Annotated in this window: 15 protein-coding genes and 1 tRNA gene; 4 read left to right on the top strand and 12 right to left on the bottom strand. The window is 30.8% G+C overall.

Going from position 1 to position 18,630, the window contains the following annotated elements; genetic code table 11:
- The 12 genes from Q0762_RS07210 to Q0762_RS07155 all read right to left on the bottom strand — a co-directional run bounded on the left by Q0762_RS07210 (window position 1) and on the right by Q0762_RS07155 (window position 13,331).
- Window positions 1-1,218: a TolC family protein gene (locus Q0762_RS07210; protein ID WP_298765330.1), complete on the bottom strand. Its 1,218-nt coding sequence runs from the start codon at window positions 1,216-1,218 to the stop codon at window positions 1-3.
- Window positions 1,215-4,943, bottom strand: coding sequence for an efflux RND transporter permease subunit (locus Q0762_RS07205; protein ID WP_298765328.1), 3,729 nt, complete (start codon window positions 4,941-4,943; stop codon window positions 1,215-1,217). Before Q0762_RS07205 ends, Q0762_RS07210 begins: the two co-directional genes overlap by 4 nt.
- A 110-nt stretch (window positions 4,944-5,053) precedes the next feature.
- Window positions 5,054-5,476 (bottom strand): hypothetical protein, encoded by a 423-nt coding sequence (locus tag Q0762_RS07200; RefSeq protein WP_298765326.1) that lies wholly within the window; start codon window positions 5,474-5,476, stop codon window positions 5,054-5,056.
- A 63-nt stretch (window positions 5,477-5,539) separates the two neighbouring features.
- Window positions 5,540-7,489: a heavy metal translocating P-type ATPase gene (locus Q0762_RS07195; protein ID WP_298765325.1), complete on the bottom strand. Its 1,950-nt coding sequence runs from the start codon at window positions 7,487-7,489 to the stop codon at window positions 5,540-5,542.
- Window positions 7,490-7,500: 11 nt separating this feature from the next.
- Window positions 7,501-7,707, bottom strand: a complete 207-nt coding sequence (locus tag Q0762_RS07190) for a GDCCVxC domain-containing (seleno)protein (protein WP_298765324.1) — start codon at window positions 7,705-7,707, stop codon at window positions 7,501-7,503.
- A complete protein-coding gene (merTP, locus tag Q0762_RS07185; RefSeq protein WP_298765322.1) occupies window positions 7,707-8,300 on the bottom strand; it encodes a mercuric transport protein MerTP in 594 nt (197 codons plus the stop codon). Before merTP ends, Q0762_RS07190 begins: the two co-directional genes overlap by 1 nt.
- Window positions 8,301-8,310: 10 nt before the next feature.
- Window positions 8,311-8,673: a DUF3703 domain-containing protein gene (locus tag Q0762_RS07180; RefSeq protein WP_298765320.1), complete on the bottom strand. Its 363-nt coding sequence runs from the start codon at window positions 8,671-8,673 to the stop codon at window positions 8,311-8,313.
- Window positions 8,674-8,729: 56 nt separating this feature from the next.
- Entirely contained in the window at window positions 8,730-9,143 is a 414-nt protein-coding gene (locus tag Q0762_RS07175; protein WP_298765318.1) for a transcriptional repressor, read from the bottom strand.
- A gap of 2 nt (window positions 9,144-9,145) precedes the next feature.
- Window positions 9,146-11,332, bottom strand: coding sequence for a TonB-dependent receptor (locus Q0762_RS07170; RefSeq protein ID WP_298765317.1), 2,187 nt, complete (start codon window positions 11,330-11,332; stop codon window positions 9,146-9,148).
- 53 nt (window positions 11,333-11,385) lie between these two features.
- Entirely contained in the window at window positions 11,386-11,733 is a 348-nt protein-coding gene (locus tag Q0762_RS07165) for a DUF6660 family protein (protein WP_298765315.1), read from the bottom strand.
- 32 nt (window positions 11,734-11,765) lie between these two features.
- Window positions 11,766-13,025: a site-specific integrase gene (locus Q0762_RS07160; protein WP_298765313.1), complete on the bottom strand. Its 1,260-nt coding sequence runs from the start codon at window positions 13,023-13,025 to the stop codon at window positions 11,766-11,768.
- Window positions 13,026-13,256: 231 nt separating this feature from the next.
- A tRNA-Pro gene (locus tag Q0762_RS07155) sits at window positions 13,257-13,331 on the bottom strand.
- Window positions 13,332-13,470: 139 nt separating this feature from the next.
- Between Q0762_RS07155 and Q0762_RS07150 the strand changes: the two genes are divergently transcribed.
- The 4 genes from Q0762_RS07150 (at window position 13,471) to trxB (ending at window position 18,417) form a co-directional block, all read left to right on the top strand.
- The gene (locus tag Q0762_RS07150) at window positions 13,471-15,786 is read left to right on the top strand and encodes a TonB-dependent receptor (protein WP_298765312.1); all 2,316 of its coding nucleotides are present in this window, start codon (window positions 13,471-13,473) and stop codon (window positions 15,784-15,786) included.
- Window positions 15,787-15,806: 20 nt separating this feature from the next.
- Entirely contained in the window at window positions 15,807-16,916 is a 1,110-nt protein-coding gene (locus Q0762_RS07145; protein ID WP_298765311.1) for a PQQ-dependent sugar dehydrogenase, read from the top strand.
- Window position 16,917: 1 nt separating this feature from the next.
- Complete coding sequence (locus Q0762_RS07140; RefSeq protein ID WP_298765309.1) at window positions 16,918-17,352, top strand: cytochrome c; 435 nt, start codon at window positions 16,918-16,920, stop codon at window positions 17,350-17,352.
- A 117-nt stretch (window positions 17,353-17,469) separates the two neighbouring features.
- Window positions 17,470-18,417: a thioredoxin-disulfide reductase gene (gene trxB / locus Q0762_RS07135; RefSeq protein ID WP_298765307.1), complete on the top strand. Its 948-nt coding sequence runs from the start codon at window positions 17,470-17,472 to the stop codon at window positions 18,415-18,417.
- Window positions 18,418-18,630 lie beyond the last annotated feature (213 nt).

Below are 18,630 nucleotides of genomic sequence, written 5' to 3'. Positions count from 1 at the left end.
TTAATTGGTTAGATAATTAATAATTGTGGTTTGTACGAAGTAAGATTTTATAGATTCAATTTGATTCATTTCAAACTTCAATTGTAACTCTTGAATATCTAAAACATCATTAAAATCTATAGTACCAGTTTCGTAGTTTTTAATTAGAATTTCTTCTGCATTTTTAGCTTGTTTCAGATTTTTAGTTTGTGTTTTATAACTAATTCTTGCAGAAATGCGTTCATTTTTTGCTTTATCTAAAAACGTTTCTAATTTATTTTTTCGTTCTTTCCTCTGTGCTAAAACTTCTTCTTGTTGTAAGCTATATTGTTTGGTTTTTGATTTATAACTATTATTAAAAATAGGAATAGAAAGAGATACCATTGGCATCAAAATATCTTTACCATTATCACTAAAACTAATATTTGGACGTTCTGTAACATTTATATAGTCTAAACCAAAACCAATTATTGGAGCGCTTTCTTTCTGATTTAATAATTCTGATTTTTCTATAGATTGATACAATCTATCGTACTTTAATAATTCTGGATGAACTGATAAATTATTAGTTTTGGTATCAAAATTTTCTGCAGGAAAATTCAAATCATCCACAACATTTATAAAAATTGATTTATCACGATTCAATAACTTATTGAAGGTAGTTTGTTCTGTTAAATACTGTTGATTTAAAATTGCCAATAGTTGCTCCATTTCATTTTGGCGCATTTGCAAACGCAATACATCTACCATAGATGCCTTATTAACTTCAACGGATGTTAATGCTAGTGTTTCATAAGTTTGAAGTAGTTTTATATTTTCTTTTAAAACATTTTGCTTTGCTTTATTTGCATACAAATTATAATATGATTGGGAAACTGAAGTAATTAGTTTTCGTTTGGCAATAACAATATCTTCATATTTAACCTTTGCCATAGAAGAAACATAGCTTTCTCTGGAAGTAATTGTACCAAACCAAGGCAACATTTGTTTCACAGAAATTCTAAAACGTTGTGCACCAGTTCTGGTTTCTGGTTCACTTACAAAATACCCAACACCAAATTCAGTATTTGGCAATGTATTTACTTCATTCACTTTTTCTGATGCAATATTATATTGCAATTCAAATTTTTGAATTGCTGGATTGTTTTTTAGAGCTTGCTCAATAAGTACATTTAATTCTTGTGCATTTGAAAAACCAAAAGCTAAAAAACTTATGAGTGTAAAAATTAAATTTTTCATTTGTTTGCTTTTTTTAATTTTAATTCTTCTCTCCAACTATATAAAACAGGTAAAAGAAAATAAGATGTGATGTCTATGACCATTCCTCCAAAAATTGGAATCGCCATTGGAATCATAATATCGCTACCTTTACCTGTGGAGGTTAAAACTGGTAATAATGCTAAAATTGTTGTAACAGTAGTCATTAAACAAGGACGAATTCTTTTTTCTGCAGCTTCCAAAGCTGAAGCTCGTATGCTCTTTTTATCTGTAGGTTTTTCACGTTTAAAAGTTTGTGTTAAATAGGTTGCCATAACTACACCATCATCTGTAGCAATACCAAACAATGCAATAAAACCAACCCAAACTGCCACACTTAAATTGATGGTTTTCATATTAAATAAGTCTCGCATATTTTCACCAAAAAAGCTAAAATTGAAAAACCAATCTTGCCCATATAACCAAATCATAATAAAACCACCTGCAAATGCAATGGTTATGGCTGTAAAAACCATAAATGATGTAGCAACCGATTTAAACTGAAAATATAAAATCAAGAAAATAATTGCTAATGCTAATGGAACTATAACAGACAGGGTTTTTTCTGCACGTAATTGGTTTTCATAAGTTCCCGTAAATTTATAACTGATGCCTTTTGGAACCGTTAATTCACCAGAATCTATTTTTTGTTGAAACAATTCTTGGGCATTTTCTACTACATCAACCTCTGCAAAACCATCTAATTTATCAAACAGTACATAACCAATTAAAAAAGTATCTTCACTTTTTATAACTTGTGGACCTTGCTCATATCTAATCGTTGCTAACTCGCTTAAAGGAACAGGACTCCCTTTTACAACAGGGATATAAATGTCTTTTATCGATTCAGGATTGTTACGCAATTCTCTTGGATAACGAACTCGAATACCATAACGTTCTCTTCCTTCAACAGTTTGAGTTAATTGCATACCACCAACTGCAACTTTTAAAACATTCTGAACATCTTCAATAGAAATTCCATAACGTGCTATTTTTTCTCTATCAATATCAATTAGTAAATATGGCTTACCAACAATTCTATCTGCAAAAACTGCTTCTACTTTAACACCTTCTGCTTGTTTTAAAAAGCTTTCTAATTGCAAACCAAAAGCTTCAATTTGTTTTAAATCTTGTCCTTTTACTTTTATTCCCATAGGTGCACGCATACCTGTTTGAAGCATTACCAACCTTGTTTCTATGGGTTGTAATTTTGGAGCAGAAGTAACGCCTGGTAATTTGGTGACTTTTACAATTTCATTCCAAATATCATCTGGAGAACTAATTTCTGGTCGCCAATTTCTGTAGTATTCTCCATCTTCATCTTCGATAAGTTGAGACCTTTCGACTGCGCTCAAGGAGACATTTTCAGTATTATTTGGATTTGTTACAAAACCACCATTTTTCAATTCAAAAGCACCATCTTCATTTAGTTTATAACGTTGTCTTTTTCCCTCTGAATTTCTTATATATTCAGTTTTATACTGAATCATATTTTCATACATTGATAAAGGTGCAGGATCTAAAGCAGATTCTGTTCTACCAGCTTTACCAACCACAGTTTCAATTTCTGGAATTGTGGCTACTGCCATATCCAATTGTTGTAAAACGCGTTTATTTTCTGCAACTCCAGAATGTGGCAACGAAGTTGGCATTAATAAAAATGAACCTTCATTTAAAGAAGGCATAAATTCTTTACCTGTGTTGTTTAAAATCCAACCTCCAAAAATAAGAACAGTTGCAGGAATTATTAAAAACAAAACTTTATTAGCCAAGGCCCATTTTAAAATTTGACCATAGTATTTTCTAAAAACTGAAAATATACCTAAAATACCAAAGCAAATAATGGCTACAAAAAGCAGGTTGATTAAGATACTTCTATTAAAACCTAATGGACGCCAATATTCTGCAAGTAAGAATATAATAGCTGTACAAGAAATAATGATATTTATAAGGTTGTTATTTTTCTTGTTTAGTTTTCCTATAACAAATAATAAACCATTAACTCCAAAAGCAATTAGAATTACTCCTAACCAATAACCACTAATTGTAATTACAATACCAGCCACTATTAAAGCAATATTTATAATATGATTAAAAGATTTTTTTAGTGTTGTTTTTCTAAATAGATAAGCTGCAAAAGGGGGAATTAAAAATAAAGCAATAACCAAAGAAGCTGATAGTGCCATTGTTTTTGTAAACGCCAAAGGTCTAAACAATTTACCTTCTGCACCAATCATTGTAAAAACAGGTACAAAACTTATAATTGTTGTTAAAACTGCTGTTAAAATGGCACCAGAAACTTCTGCAGTTGCATTATAGATTACTTCGTCTGTAGTATATTTTGTACCATCTTCACGAGTTTGTAACTTTTTATCATCTAAATGACGAATCATATTTTCGGCGAGAATTACGCCAACATCAACCATAGTTCCTATCGCAATTGCAATACCTGAAAGTGCTACAATATTTGCATCCACATTAAATAGTTTCATCGTTACAAAAACCATTAAAACTGCAACAGGTAATAAACCAGATATTAAAATAGAAGCTCGAAGATTGAAAACCATTACAATAATTACCAAAATGGTAATCAAAATTTCTAATGTTAACGCTTCATTTAGTGTATCTAAAGTTTCTTCAATTAATTCTGTTCTATCGTAAAAAGGGACAATAGTTACTTGTGATGTTCTACCATCTGCTAAAATTTTTGTTGGTAAACCTCCTTTTAATTCTTCAATTTGAGTTTTTACATTCGTAATTACTTCCATAGGATTTGCTCCATATCTTGCAACTACAACACCTCCAACAACTTCTGCGCCTTCTTTATCTAACAAACCTCTTCTTGTAGCAGGACCTAAAGAAACTTTACCAATATCTTTTATTTTGATTGCTGTAAAATCTACGGAAGTAACTACTGCGTTTTCAATATCATCAATCGATTTTATATATCCTAAACCACGAACTAAATATTCAGCTTGATTGATTTCTAAAGTTTGTGCTCCAATATCTTGGTTACTACTTTTAACGGCTTTTACAACTTGATTTAAACCAATATTGTATTGACGCATTAATTCTGGATTCACATCCACTTGATATTCTTGAACATAACCACCAATTGAAGCAACTTCAGAAACGCCACTTGCAGATGACAATCCGTATTTTACGTAGTAATCTTGAATACTTCGCAATTCTTGTAAATCCCAACCACCAGTAACGTTTCCTTTTTCATCACGCCCCTCTAAAGTATACCAAAATATTTGACCTAAACCTGTGGCATCTGGACCTAAAGCAGGATTTACACCTTCTGGTAATAAATTGTTAGGTAATGAATTTAGTTTTTCTAAAATTCTACTTCTGCTCCAATAAAACTCGATATCCTCTTCGAAAATAATGTAGATACTGGAAAAACCAAACATAGAAGAACTTCTAATTGTTTTAACTCCTGGAATACCTAATAACGAAGTTGTTAATGGATATGTAATTTGATCTTCAATATCTTGAGGTGAACGACCATCCCACTTTGTGAATACTATTTGCTGATTTTCGCCAATATCTGGAATAGCATCAACAGCTACAGGATTGCTTGGTAAAAATCGAATATCCCAATTAAAAGGAGCGTTTACGGTACCCCAACCTACAAATAATAAGAGTAGTAAAACTGCTACAAGTTTATTTTCTATTAAGAATTTGATGCTTTTATTTAGCATTATATTTTGATTATTAAACAATTAGACATAGATGTTAGAAAAACATCGAATACAACAAATTATCCTTATAACATTGCAGTTATAGGATATTATAGTCTATTGTTTAAAAATCAAATTAAATAAGTCTCGTCAATCTTGAAGATTTCTTTTATGACGAGTGGTGGTTCGTATTCTTCGAACGAAGATACATTATTCTCTAAATTTTCAAAAAGATTAATGTATGTGTAGATAAACGAAGCAATAAATAATTCTTGGTTAAAAGATATTTTATCAACCTGCAATTGTACTTCGTCTTGACCATCAATTAATACTTGTTCATCTTTGCAACAATCTTTTTTTATGATTGAACAACCAGAAATAGTTGCAGAAGTATCTTTTTGACTTTCCATCCCACAAGTTGAAGCTTCAGAAAAAATTGCAGTATCTACAAGAGTATCACCACAAAAATGTTTTGTGATAGCAAATGAAGTTGTAGAAAATAAGACTACAAACGACATTAAAACAGCTAATATTTTATGTGATAACTTTGACATTCTAAAAACAAAGGTACGAAATAGTGACAAAAAAGATTAAAATTAATGTTGAAAAATATTGTTTTAATAAATTCTCTGTAATCTTACAGCATTCAATATTGCTAACAAAGCAACACCAACATCTGCGAAAACTGCTTCCCACATTGTAGCTAAACCACCTGCTCCTAAAATTAGGACAATCACTTTTACGCCAAATGCTAATCCGATATTTTGCCATACAATTTTTCTTGTAGAACGACCAATTTGAATCGCTTTTACCACCTTTGAAGGTTGATCTGTTTGAATAATTATATCTGCTGTTTCAATGGCAACATCACTACCTAAACCACCCATTGCAATACCAACATCACTTACTGCTAAAACAGGTGCATCATTAATTCCATCACCAATAAAAGCAATCTTATTTTCTGAATTTTGTTTTAACTTTTCTACTTCATTTAATTTATCTTCGGGTAATAAACCGCCTTTGGCTTCTTCAATATTTAATTCTAATGCTACTTTTTGGGTAATAGAATCTTTATCTCCAGAAAGCATCATTATTTTTTTAATACCTACTTTGTGTAACGCCGTAATTGTTTCTTTTGCATCCTCTTTTAATTCATCTGCAATAACAACATAGCCTGCAAAAGCGTTATCAATAGCCACTAAAACTATAGATTCTACAATAGTGTCAATTTCTTTGGAAACTTCGATATTATTTGCCTTCATTAAGGCTTTATTACCAACTAAAACAGGTTTGTCATTTACGTTCCCTTTTAATCCTTTACCTGCAATTTCGGATACTTGTGAAGCTTCAAAATCTTTACCATCTGCTTTATACTCTAAAATAGCTTTTGCTATAGGATGTGTAGATTGTTCCTCCATAGCCATTAAGTATTTCATAAATTCCTTTTCCTCCCATTTAATGGCTTTAATATCTTTAATTTTAAAAACTCCTTTTGTTACGGTTCCAGTTTTATCCATTACCAAAATATTAATCTTGGTCATTGCGTCTAAAAAAGAAGCACCTTTAAATAAAATACCATTTTTTGAAGCTGTACCTAAACCACCAAAATATCCTAAAGGAATAGAAATTACCAAAGCACAAGGACAGGATATTACTAAAAATATTAATGCACGATATAGCCAATCTCTAAACACATAATCATCTACAAAAAAATAAGGTAGAAATGTAACAGCTATTGCTAAAAACACAACAATTGGTGTATATACTCTCGCAAATTTTCTAATAAACAATTCGGTTTTAGACTTACGAGTTGTTGCATTTTGAACCATATCCAGAATTCTGGCAATAGAACTGTCCTTAAATTCTTTAGTAGTTTCAATTTCAATAACACCATCCATATTAATGCTACCTGCAAACACTTTTTCTCCTTTTGTAATCGTATCAGGTTTGCTTTCACCAGTTAATGCAGCAGTATTAAAAGAACCTTTTTCGGATAATAAAATACCATCTAAAGGAATTTTCTCACCAACACGAACTTTTACTTTTTCTCCAATTTCTACAGTTTCAGGATTTACCGATTTATAATCATTATTTCGATATACCAAAGCTTCATTAGGACGAACATCAAGTAGCGCTTTAATATTACTTTTTGCTCTATTAACTGCTGCACTTTGAAACAATTCTCCAACTGCATAGAACAACATTACTGCAACTCCTTCAGGATATTCTCCAATTACAAATGCACCTATGGTTGCAATAGACATTAGAAAAAACTCTGTAAAAACATCGCCTTTTGTAATACTTTTCCAACCTTCTTTTACTACAGGAAAACCAACTGGAATATAAGCAACACCATACCAAACAATACGAATCCAATCTTTAAAAAAATCAACATCATAATAATCTAATGCAATACCAATAATTAGCATTATAAAACTTGCTATTGCAGGTATATAGGTTTTTAATGAATTACTATTTGAGTGTTCGTGATTATGATGATCTTTGTGATTGTGTTGCTTTTCTGAACCTGGTTTTAAATCACTTAAATTAACTTTCTTTTTTTTCATCAAGTTTTCTTTTAGCAACAACTTTTGTTTTCTTGAATTGGTGGACAAGGAACTGTGCCATAAGAACAATACACACAACAATCTCCCTCGTGTGGTTTTAGAACCGTTTTACAATTCTCACATTCGTAGAAGAATTGGCAAGCGTGAGTAGGCATATCTTCCACTTTTTTATGTCCGCAGTTAGGGCAAGTGATTTCCGATTTTAATATAGTTTCCATTAATTTTCTTTTTTATTAGTTACTTTATAACCTGTAGAGTTAATTGCTTTCTCAATTTCCGCTTCATTTGTTTTTGTTTTGTCAAACTCAATGATTGTATTACCATTTTTGTAAGATGTTTTTGAGTTTACAATTCCGTTAAGTTTATTTAATTCGTGGTTTATGTGAGTTTCACAACTGGCACAAGTCATTCCGCTTATTTTATACTCTATTGTTTTTATATTTGTTTTATCAACTACTATGATTTGTTTTTCGTTACTTGGATAAAATATACTTGAATAGTATGGAAATGCCAACATCACTATTGCGAATATGGTTACAATGCCTAAAAAGGTTTTTGACTTTATAAATTTTGGTTTTTCATCTGTTTCACATTCACAGTCGATTTCTTTTTCTGGTTTTAATTTTTGATACCAAGCTAAGAGAAGAACTAATATAGTTAACCCAATTAAGTAAGGTCTAAATGGTTCTATCCAAGAAAAAGTTGAAGCTACACCACTTGTTCCTGCAATTAAAGCCAAAACAGGTGTGATACAACACAATGAAGCTGTGATTGCTGTAAGGATACTTGTAACCGCTAATTTATTTTTCATAATTTATTTTTCATAATTTATTTAATAATTTTTCAATATCACTTGGAATAGGCATTCGCTTTAATGGTGGTACGTTTGCACCACCTGTATTACCAAGTGGGACGTGATTAATAAATGATTTCCAACCACCAACAATAAGCCTAATAATTTGACCGAATACCTCTTTAGTATCTTTTTGTCTAAAGCCAAACTTTAGCATTAGCCAATGTGAATAGGTATGTTCTAAAGGATAAGATTGACCTATTATATGACTACGTTCTAAATGAAACCAAGCATTACCAAACTGCTTATTTTCTAAACAGAAACTGTATTGTTTTAATTCTTCGTTATACGCCTGTTTAAGGTGTTTAGGTATTTTAGTATTAAACTTCATATCCATTAATTTTGTGTAAAATTAGTACAATAGTAAGTGCAATGGAAGTGCATTTGTTAACTACTACATTTATCACAAATACCTTTTACAACCAAGTTTACATTCTCTGAAACAAAGCCATCAGGCACTTTAATTTGTGGTATTTTATGATCTGTTAGGCAAATAGTTTCATTGCAATTGTTACAATGGAAGTGTAGGTGTAAATCGGTTTTTATATCACAATTACATCCTTGTTCACATAATGCATATTTGGTAATTCCTGTTCCATCGTCTATTTGATGAACAATGACTTTCTCTTCAAAGGTTTTAATAGTTCTGTACAAGGTAGTTCTATCTGCTTTTTCAAATGCGTTTTCAATATCACTCAAAGTTACTGCTACCTTTTTTTCAGCAAGAAACTTATAAATTAATAAACGCATTGCTGTAACACGTATTTGTTTTGACTCTAATAATTGTTCTATTGTTTTCATAATTAATCTTGTTCTTTGTTACCAAATGGTTTAATAATAAGTCCTACACTAAATATAAAACCATCTGTTGGCGCATATATTTCTGGGAAAACAGGATTTTCGTGAGGTGGTAAAACCAAAGGTGAAAACCTGCTTTGTCTTCTATCCGTAAAATTTTCAATATTTACAAATACACTTCCTAATTTAAAGTTACGCATTATCAATAAACCCATAGTTACAAAGTCTGTGGTTTCTGTACCATTAGATAAAAACTGTTTGCCAGTATAAAAGGTTTCATAACCTATTCGCCATTTTTCAGATTCGTACATTAAAACACTACCTGCATTATGTTTTGCAGTTAATGGTTTCTGTGGATTACCAGGTAAATAATTTAGTTTGGTATCAATAAGTGCGTAGTTTAAAAACCATCTAAAATCTTTGTAGGTAAATTTAATATTTGTTTCTGCTCCTTTACTCAAGATTTCATCTGTTGCATTTTCGAACTGAAATAAACCGTTATCTGTTGAATTTAAAAGCATTCCATCTTTAATAGCAGTCACGTAAAATAATTGATTTATAGAAAAACCAATCTCATCAGATAGTCGCGTTTGATAATTGAAATCAAAATTAACGCCATAAGAACGTTCTGCATTGGTGGTAGACTTATCTATACCTAGTACATTTTCAAAGTTAATATATTCTGCTTCTTCTGTGAAAATATCTGGAATCTTATACCCTAAACCTCCACCAATTCTACTTGAAAAACCATTATCATTTTTGTAGAGTAATGAAATTCTTGGAAGTGGAAAGAAACCGAAATCAGTATTGTAATCTGCTCTTAATCCTGTTTCCAATATCCAATTATCTGATAAGTCATAGATATTATTGGCAAATGCACCAAAGGTTACATCTTTTTGGTCTCTTTGTAATGGTAAGTTATCATTTTCATCAAAATTTGAGGTATATAGATTAGCGCCAATTATCCAATCCGTTTTTTCTGATGCTGTATTATATGTAATTTCAGTAAACGTATTTGTTTGTTTTCCATCAAAATTAAAATCGGGAACTGTTAAATTCCTATCAAAAAAAGAGACACTATTTTTAAACTCTAATGAACTAACAGCATCTAATTGCGTTTGATATACCAATTGACTGCTTAATCGTTTTGAATTGTTTTCTTCTGTGTATTGATGAATACCCTCTTCACCATTTTCAATTTTATTAATATCACCACCAATTCTATCGTCATATGTTCCATTTAAACCTAACCAAACTGTTGTATTCTCTGATGGATAATAAAAAAGTTTTGGGTTAAAAGAAATTGCAGTTGTTTTTGGTAAGTTACTAAACCCATCACCTTCAGGGTCGTATGCTTTTTGGTAATGAGCAGAGCCATAAAGTGATACACCGAATTTATCGGTTCGTTTGCTATAAAATACATTTGCTGTACTTCCTAATGCTTGTGTTTGCGTGAGCATTATATCTAAAGCAGGTTCAAAATCTGGTGTTTTGGATACCATATTTATTAAACCTGCAATTGCACCTCCACCATAAAGTGTTGATGAACTTCCTTTAATAATTTCAAATTGTTGTAGGTCTAAAGGTGGGATTTGTAAAATACTTAACCCACTTGAGAAACCACCATATAATGGAAAACCATCTCTTAAAAGTTGTGTGTACCTTCCATCTAATCCTTGAATACGAATATTGGTATTACCACTACTTAATGAGGTTTGTTGCATTTGTATTCCTGTACTTTCACGAAGCACCATAGAAATATTAGTAGGGTTCATTATTGCTTTTTCTCCTAATTCTTCAACTCCTATAAATTCAATACGTGTTGGTATTTTTTTAACCGTTCTTGTACTTCTAGTAGATTGCACTACAATAGTTTCTAATTGATTAGCTCCTTCTTTTAATTTAAAGACTAACGCTATATTACTTGGAATTTGAATTGAAGTCTCAAATGTTTCAAAACCCAAAAATGAAATGATTATTTGATGCTGACCATCTGGGATTTTTGTAAATTCTGCAATACCATCAAAATTTGTTACTGCTCCTTTTTCTAATGTTTCAAAGTAAACAGTAGCACCCATTAAAGGCTCGTTTTCTTCTGCTGTAATTACTTTTATTTGTATATCTTTTGTTTGTGCCTTTAAAGATAGGCAAAGTATTAATATGAGCTTTATGCTCAATAAGTATTTATTCATTGAATTTTAATTGAAATATTAACTAAATAATTGATTTTATAAATCGTAATAATTTAGCTTATTACTTTTGGTGGTTGCCAAATATTAGATTGGAAATCAAATCTATAATTTGACTGATAAGTAGATACTAATTTTGTAGAAATTCTATTGAAAGTTAATAACTCAAATGTTGCTAAAGACTCATAGGTTATTGACATACCACAACAATTACAAATACAAGTAAGAGGACAAGAATCGTCACTATCTTCTTGATGATTATGATTAACACCTATTTCTTCTTGATTTAGGTCTTCTTGATTTAGACCATCTGAACAAGGTGTTGCAGAAAGCAATAGTATTAATATTGATAATATGATTGTAGCAAATTTCATTAATACAAAAGTAAAAAATAATATGTGCAATGGTTGTGCAAAATGAAACCTATATAATAAATTTACAAATGAAGCTCTTTCTTACTTTTTTCAGTATTATTTAGACTTAATTTACTTTTTAAAATAGCCATATCATCACTAACTTTTCTTTCAATAACTTTAGCATAAATCTGCGTTGTAGCAATTTTTGTATGACCTAATAATTTTGAAACAGTTTCTATAGGCACACCATTACTTAAAGTTATGGTAGTAGCAAAAGTATGTCTAGCGATATGGAAAGTAAGATTCTTTTTTATTCCACTTAAATCTGCAATTTCTTTTAAGTATGAATTTAATTTTTGATTTGAAATGTTAGGGAATAATGTTTTAGTTTTTTTTGTTTTAATGTGACCTTTATATTTCTTAATTAAAATTTCAGCTATTGGTAATAGAGGTATTTTAACTTTATTGTGCGTTTTCTGTCTATTTGTGATAATCCATTTACCTCCATCAATTCCTAAACTTATGTTATCTTCGTTTAGCTGCATAACATCTATGTAAGATAATCCTGTATAGCAACTAAAAATAAACAAGTCTTTGACCAAGATTAATCTTTCTATATCAAATTTTCTTTCAATGATTTTTTGTAACTCATCTTCTCTTAAAAATTCGCGTTCATTTTTAATATAAGTGGGCTTAAACTTTATAAAAGGGTCTTTGTCAATCCATTCCATTTTATAAGCTAAAGTTACCATTTTACGGAGTCTTTGAATATGTTTCATTACTGTGTTGTTTTCCATCTGTTTTTGATGGTCTGAAGGAACATATGAACGCAAGAATTTTTCAAAGTCAACAACAAAACGATATGTTAATTGAGATAAATATATGTCTTGAATTTTTCTTTTATTAGTCAAAAATAGTTTGATATACTTTTGAGTTGTGAAGTAGTTTTTTAAAGTCCCATAAGTTAAAGATTCACTCATTTGAGTGTTGTGATAATCGATTAAAGTAAGTAAAGAATATTCTTCATTGTCTTCACCTAAAAAACGAGCTTTAATAGATTGAGAGCAGATAAATGCTTTTTCTTTTATAAGTTCATCATATGCTGTATAAACTCTATTTTTAACTTGGTCTAAATATCTATTGAGTAAACGTGATTCTTGTTTATTACCTTTTGCTCTTCCTCTTCTAGAATCCCATTCAGATAGAATAACTTTTCGTTGTAAGCTAATATTAGCTCTTTTGCCATTTACAGTTATTCTACCATATACAGATACTTGGTTGTTTTTAATACGTGCTGCGTTTACCCAAAAAGATAAGGTAAAATTAATTTGTGATTGCATAGTTGTCGTCTTTTAATTAAACATTCTTTTAGACGAAAGTCAAATCAACTATTTCAAATACAGTTTATTAAGGATTCAATTGGTTCACACTTTTTGTGTTTTGAAACTGTGAACCGAATTGTGAACCAAACTAAACTATATTAATTCAATTCTTATGATAACCCAAAAACTACAAAGCCTTGTAAATCATACGATTTACAAGGTTTTAGTTTCTATTGGTATTCATTTTAGTCGGGGTGGCAGGATTCGAACCTGCGACCTCCTCGTCCCAAACGAGGCGCGATGACCGGGCTACGCTACACCCCGAAAATAAAAAAATAGTTTATGAGAACTACAATTTTCATTAGAGTCTGCAAATATACTTTTTTTATTTGTTAGTTGGTTATAAAATTTAAGAAATATTTATTATTTGAATAATGTACTTTTGTACGCTTAAAGTTAAAAAATGTTTTTGACAGTACTTTTTAGAAAATTAATGCTTCTTACCTTTCTTTTGCAAACAATTGCAGGTTTTAGTAAAGTCAATATCCAAGTCAATATTCAAGGGAAAGTAATTAATGCAAACGGAGTTGCATTAACGCAAACTAAAATAGTAAGTTTAAAAACAAATAAAGAAGTATTGGTAACAAAAACAGGGCGTTTTAATGTACAAGAAATAGGATTTTATTCCTTTCAATGCAAAGGTTATCATTTTAAAACCATTCGTTTAGAGGCCAATAAATTTCACACCATTCAATTAGAATTAAACGCTTTAGAGTTAGAAGAAATAATTGTAATGGCTAACCATATTCCTAAGCAATTAAAAAAAGCAACGGCAGCAATTGCTATTATTTCACCCAAAGATATTGCGCGCTCTAATCATACAGATTTTGCACCAATTTTAAACAGGGTTCCTGGTCTTTTTATGCAAAACGGTGCATTAAATACCAATCGAATAACTATCAGAGGTATTGGTTCAAGGAATCTTTTTGGAACAGCCAAAATTAGAGCATATTTTAAGGAAATACCATTGACAAATGGAAGTGGAGAAACAACAATAGAAGATTTTGAATTGGCTGCTATTGGCAGTATGGAAATAATAAAAGGTGCAGCATCTAGCATTTATGGTGCTGGTTTAGGAGGTGTTATTCAATTAAATCCTAAAGCAGCCAATTTAAATGAAGTTAGTTTACAGCCAGAGTTTTTGTTAGGCTCTTTTGGTCTTCAAAAATACATGTTAAAGGCGAATTATGGTGATAGTAACCATGCTGTTAAAGCAGTATATAGTGATACCAAAAGCGATGGTTTTCGAGAAAACAACAACTATAGCAGAGAAACATTTACAGTACACACCAATCATTATTTAGGACAGCATAACGAGTTAACTTTTTTAGCAAGCTATGTAAATTTAAAAGCGTTTATACCAAGTTCTTTAAATGAACAAACGTTTAGAGATAGACCACAATCAGCTGCTTTTACTTGGAAACAAGCAAAAGGTTTTGAAGATTCACAGCGTGGTATTTTTGGACTATCTTGGAAGCATTCTTACAATGATAATGTACAACAGATTACGAGTGTTTTTACTTCTTTTAGAGAAAATTATGAACCAAGACCTTTTAATATTTTAGATGAAACCACTTTGGCAGTGGGTGCAAGAACTCGTTTGTTAGGGAATTTTAATTTTTTAGATAAAACTTTAAAATGGACAATTGGGGCAGAAGTTTTTAAGGATATTTACCAATCTAAAACTTTTGCAAATTTGTATCGTGATTTTCCAGAAGGAACAGGAAGCGTTCAAGGAGATAATTTATCAGATTTTAAAGAAAATAGAAACTACTACAATATTTTTGCAGAAGCAAATTATCAATTTACAACAAACACAAACGTAACCATTGGTATAAATGCAAATGAAACCAGTTATGTTTTAAAAGACCGTTTTGAAGTTTCTCAGGATAATCCAGATCAGTCTGGTAGTTTTTCATTTAATGCTATTTTTTCGCCAAAAATTGGGTTATCACATTCCTTTTCAAAAAATATTTCTGTTTTTTCTAGTGTAAGTCATGGTTTTTCTCCCATTTCATTAGAAGAAACTTTATTGCCAAACGGACAAATTAATACCAACTTAAAACCAGAAACGGGTTGGAATTATGAAATAGGTACAAGAGGGAGTTATTTTGATAATAAATTGTTATTTAACGCATCAATCTATCGCCTAAATATAGAAAACCTTTTGGTTTCTAGAAGAACAGCCGCAGATGAATTTATTGGAATAAATGCAGGCAAAACACAACACGATGGTTTGGAGTTAGAAGTTTTTTATAAATGGATAGAAAATGAAAAGATTAACTTACAATTATTTGCAAATTATATACTAAACAATTTTGTTTTTAAAGAGTTTATAGACAATGAAAAAAATTTTTCTGGAAATGACTTAACAGGAGTACCTTCTTCTGTTTTTAATGCGGGTGTAGATTTTAACGCTGCCAACGGTTTTTATGGCAATATAAATTATCAATATGTGGGTAGTATGCCAATTACAGATGCTAATAGTTTGTATTCTAACGCCTATAACCTAACTAATTTTAAAGTTGGGTATGCATTTAATTTCTTAAAAGACATCAAAGTAAATACTTTTTTTGGTGTAAACAACTTGTTTAACGAAACCTATGCATCACAAATATTAATAAATGCTAGCAGTTTTGGTGGTAATGCACCAAGATATTTTTATCCAGGAAACCCTGTAAATTATTTTACAGGAATAAATTTTAATTATCTTTTTTAACGTATTTTTAAAAATAAAAAATGAAACAAACTTACACATTTTTGTTATTTCTTTTGATTGCATGTTTTTCATGTGCGCAAAAAATAACATCAACAAAAGTAGTACCTTTTACGTACACAACAGAAGTTGTTGTGCCAGAACTTAACATTCCTTGGGGATTTACATTTTTACCAGATAATTCTATTTTAATTACTGAAAAATCGGGTGAATTAATTCATTTCAAAGATGGTAAAAAAACCAATGTAGCAGGAATGCCAGCAGTAACTGTAAGAGGGCAAGGTGGTTTGTTAGATATAGAATTGCATCCAAATTACAAAGAAAATAAGCGCATTTACTTTACTTATGCATCATCAAAAGGTTCAGAAAGAGGCGTAAATACGGCTTTAATGAGTGCTGTTTTTAAAGACGGTATTTTATCAAACCAAAAAGTATTGTACAAAGCCGCACCAAATAGTAGAAAAGGACAACATTTTGGCTCTAGAATTGCATTTGATTCAAAAAACAGAATCTATTTTTCTGTAGGAGATAGAGGAAATAGAGATGTAAATCCGCAAGATATTACTAGAGATTGTGGTAAAATTTACAGGTTGAATGATGATGGAAGTATCCCAAAAGACAATCCTTTTGTTGGTGTAGAAAATGCAAAAGAAGCAATTTTTACATATGGAAATAGAAATCCACAAGGAATGGAAACCAATCCTTTTACAGGAGAAATTTGGGCGCATGAACATGGACCAAAAGGTGGCGATGAAATTAATATTATTAAAAAGGGTAAAAACTATGGTTGGCCTGTAATAAGTTACGGCATTAATTATTCGGGCACAAAATTTACAGATATTACAGCAAAAGAAGGTATGGAACAGCCTTTACATTATTGGGATCCTTCTATAGCGCCAAGTGGTATGGCTTTTGTAAATTCAGACAAATATCCTACTTGGAAAGGAAATGTATTAATTGGTTCTTTAAAATTCAAATACATTGCCAACTGTTACTTAAAAGAAGGCAAAGTAGTTAAAGAAGAAAAAATATTAGAAAATTTAGGAAGAGTAAGATCTATAGAACAAGGCAATGATGGTTACTTATATGCAGGAATAGAAAGTTTAGGAATTGTAAAAATAATACCAAATTAACATGAAAATTATAAGTTTATTCATACTAGCAAATTTGTTTTTTTTATCAACAAAAGAAAACAAACAAAATTATACAACAGTAAAGCAAGAAACTAAATTGCAACAAAGTATAAAACGTGGTAAAGAAATTTATGTAGATATGTGTGCCACTTGTCATTTACCAAATGGTAAAGGCGTTGCAAAAATATATCCGCCTTTGGCGAAATCTGACTATTTAATGAAAAAACGCGAGGCAAGTATACAAGCAATTAAGTATGGTCTTAAAGGAAAAATAGTAGTTAACGGCGTAACATATAATGGTAATATGGCTAGTTTAGGTTTGTATGAAGATGAAGTTGCAGATGTCATGAATTATATTACCAACGCTTGGGGAAATAAAAACCCAAAAATGGTAACAAAAGAAGAGGTTAAGAAAATTCAAAAAAAAGAAGCATAATTATTTTTTAGTGTTTTTATCAATTTTTGTTATGCTTAAATTGTAATTATTCATTTAAATTTGCCACTATAATAAAACTAAAAAAATACATTTGTATTCTAAAATAAAAGAACGATTATGTCAGACACTATAGAAAAAATAAAATGTTTAATTATTGGTTCTGGACCTGCAGGTTATACTGCTGCAATTTATGCAGCAAGAGCAGATATGAAACCGATAATGTATACAGGTATGCAAATGGGAGGCCAATTAACTACCACAACAGAGGTAGATAATTTTCCTGGATATAAAGACGGTACAGAAGGACCTAAAATGATGGACGATTTAAAACATCAAGCAGAACGTTTTGGTACAGAAGTGCGTTTTGGTATGGTTACTAAAGTAGCGTTAAGCCAAAAAGTTGGCGGCATTCATAAAGTTGTGGTAGATGAATCTAAACAAATAGAAGCAGAAACCATAATTATTTCTACAGGTGCAACTGCAAAATATTTAGGTTTAGAAAGCGAACAACGTTTAATTGGCGGCGGAGTTTCTGCTTGTGCAACCTGTGATGGCTTCTTTTATAAAGGACAAGATGTTGTGGTTGTTGGTGCAGGAGACACCGCCGCAGAAGAAGCAACATATTTAGCTAACATTTGTAGTAAAGTAACCATGTTGGTGCGTAAAGATTACATGAGAGCCTCTAAAGCAATGCAACATAGGGTAAATAAAACTAAAAATATTGAAGTTTTATACAACACAGAAATAGACGAAGTTTTAGGAAGTAACGTGGTAGAAGGTGTTAGAGCCATTAACAACCAAACCAAAGAAACCCAAGAAATTCCTGTAACAGGCGTATTTATTGCCATTGGCCATAAACCAAATTCAGATTTATTTAAAGGCGTTTTAGATATGGATGAAACCGGTTATCTAATCACTGAAGGCAAAACAACTAAAACAAATTTACCAGGTGTTTTTGCAGCAGGAGATATACAAGACAAAGACTACAGACAAGCAGTAACAGCAGCAGGTACAGGTTGTATGGCAGCCTTAGATGCAGAACGTTATTTAGGCGCTTTAGAATAGTAACAAAGTTGCATTTATCATAAAAAAAGAGATTTCAGTAATGGAATCTTTTTTTTTTGAAGCTATTTCCAGCTTTCCACTATATCTTTTTGTAAGCTCCTAAATTTCATTTAGGAGCTTACAAAAAGGATGCCGTTTCAATCTGGGCTCATATCTTTGAGATGTTCAAAGATATCTAAATTTTCTATCTTTAGAATTATAAATTGATAAACA

This window comes from uncultured Polaribacter sp. (assembly GCF_947495205.1).
Classification (GTDB): Bacteria; Bacteroidota; Bacteroidia; order Flavobacteriales; family Flavobacteriaceae; genus Polaribacter.
Note: the sequence above shows the minus strand (reverse complement) of the source record. Positions and strands in the feature narration are given on the sequence as shown.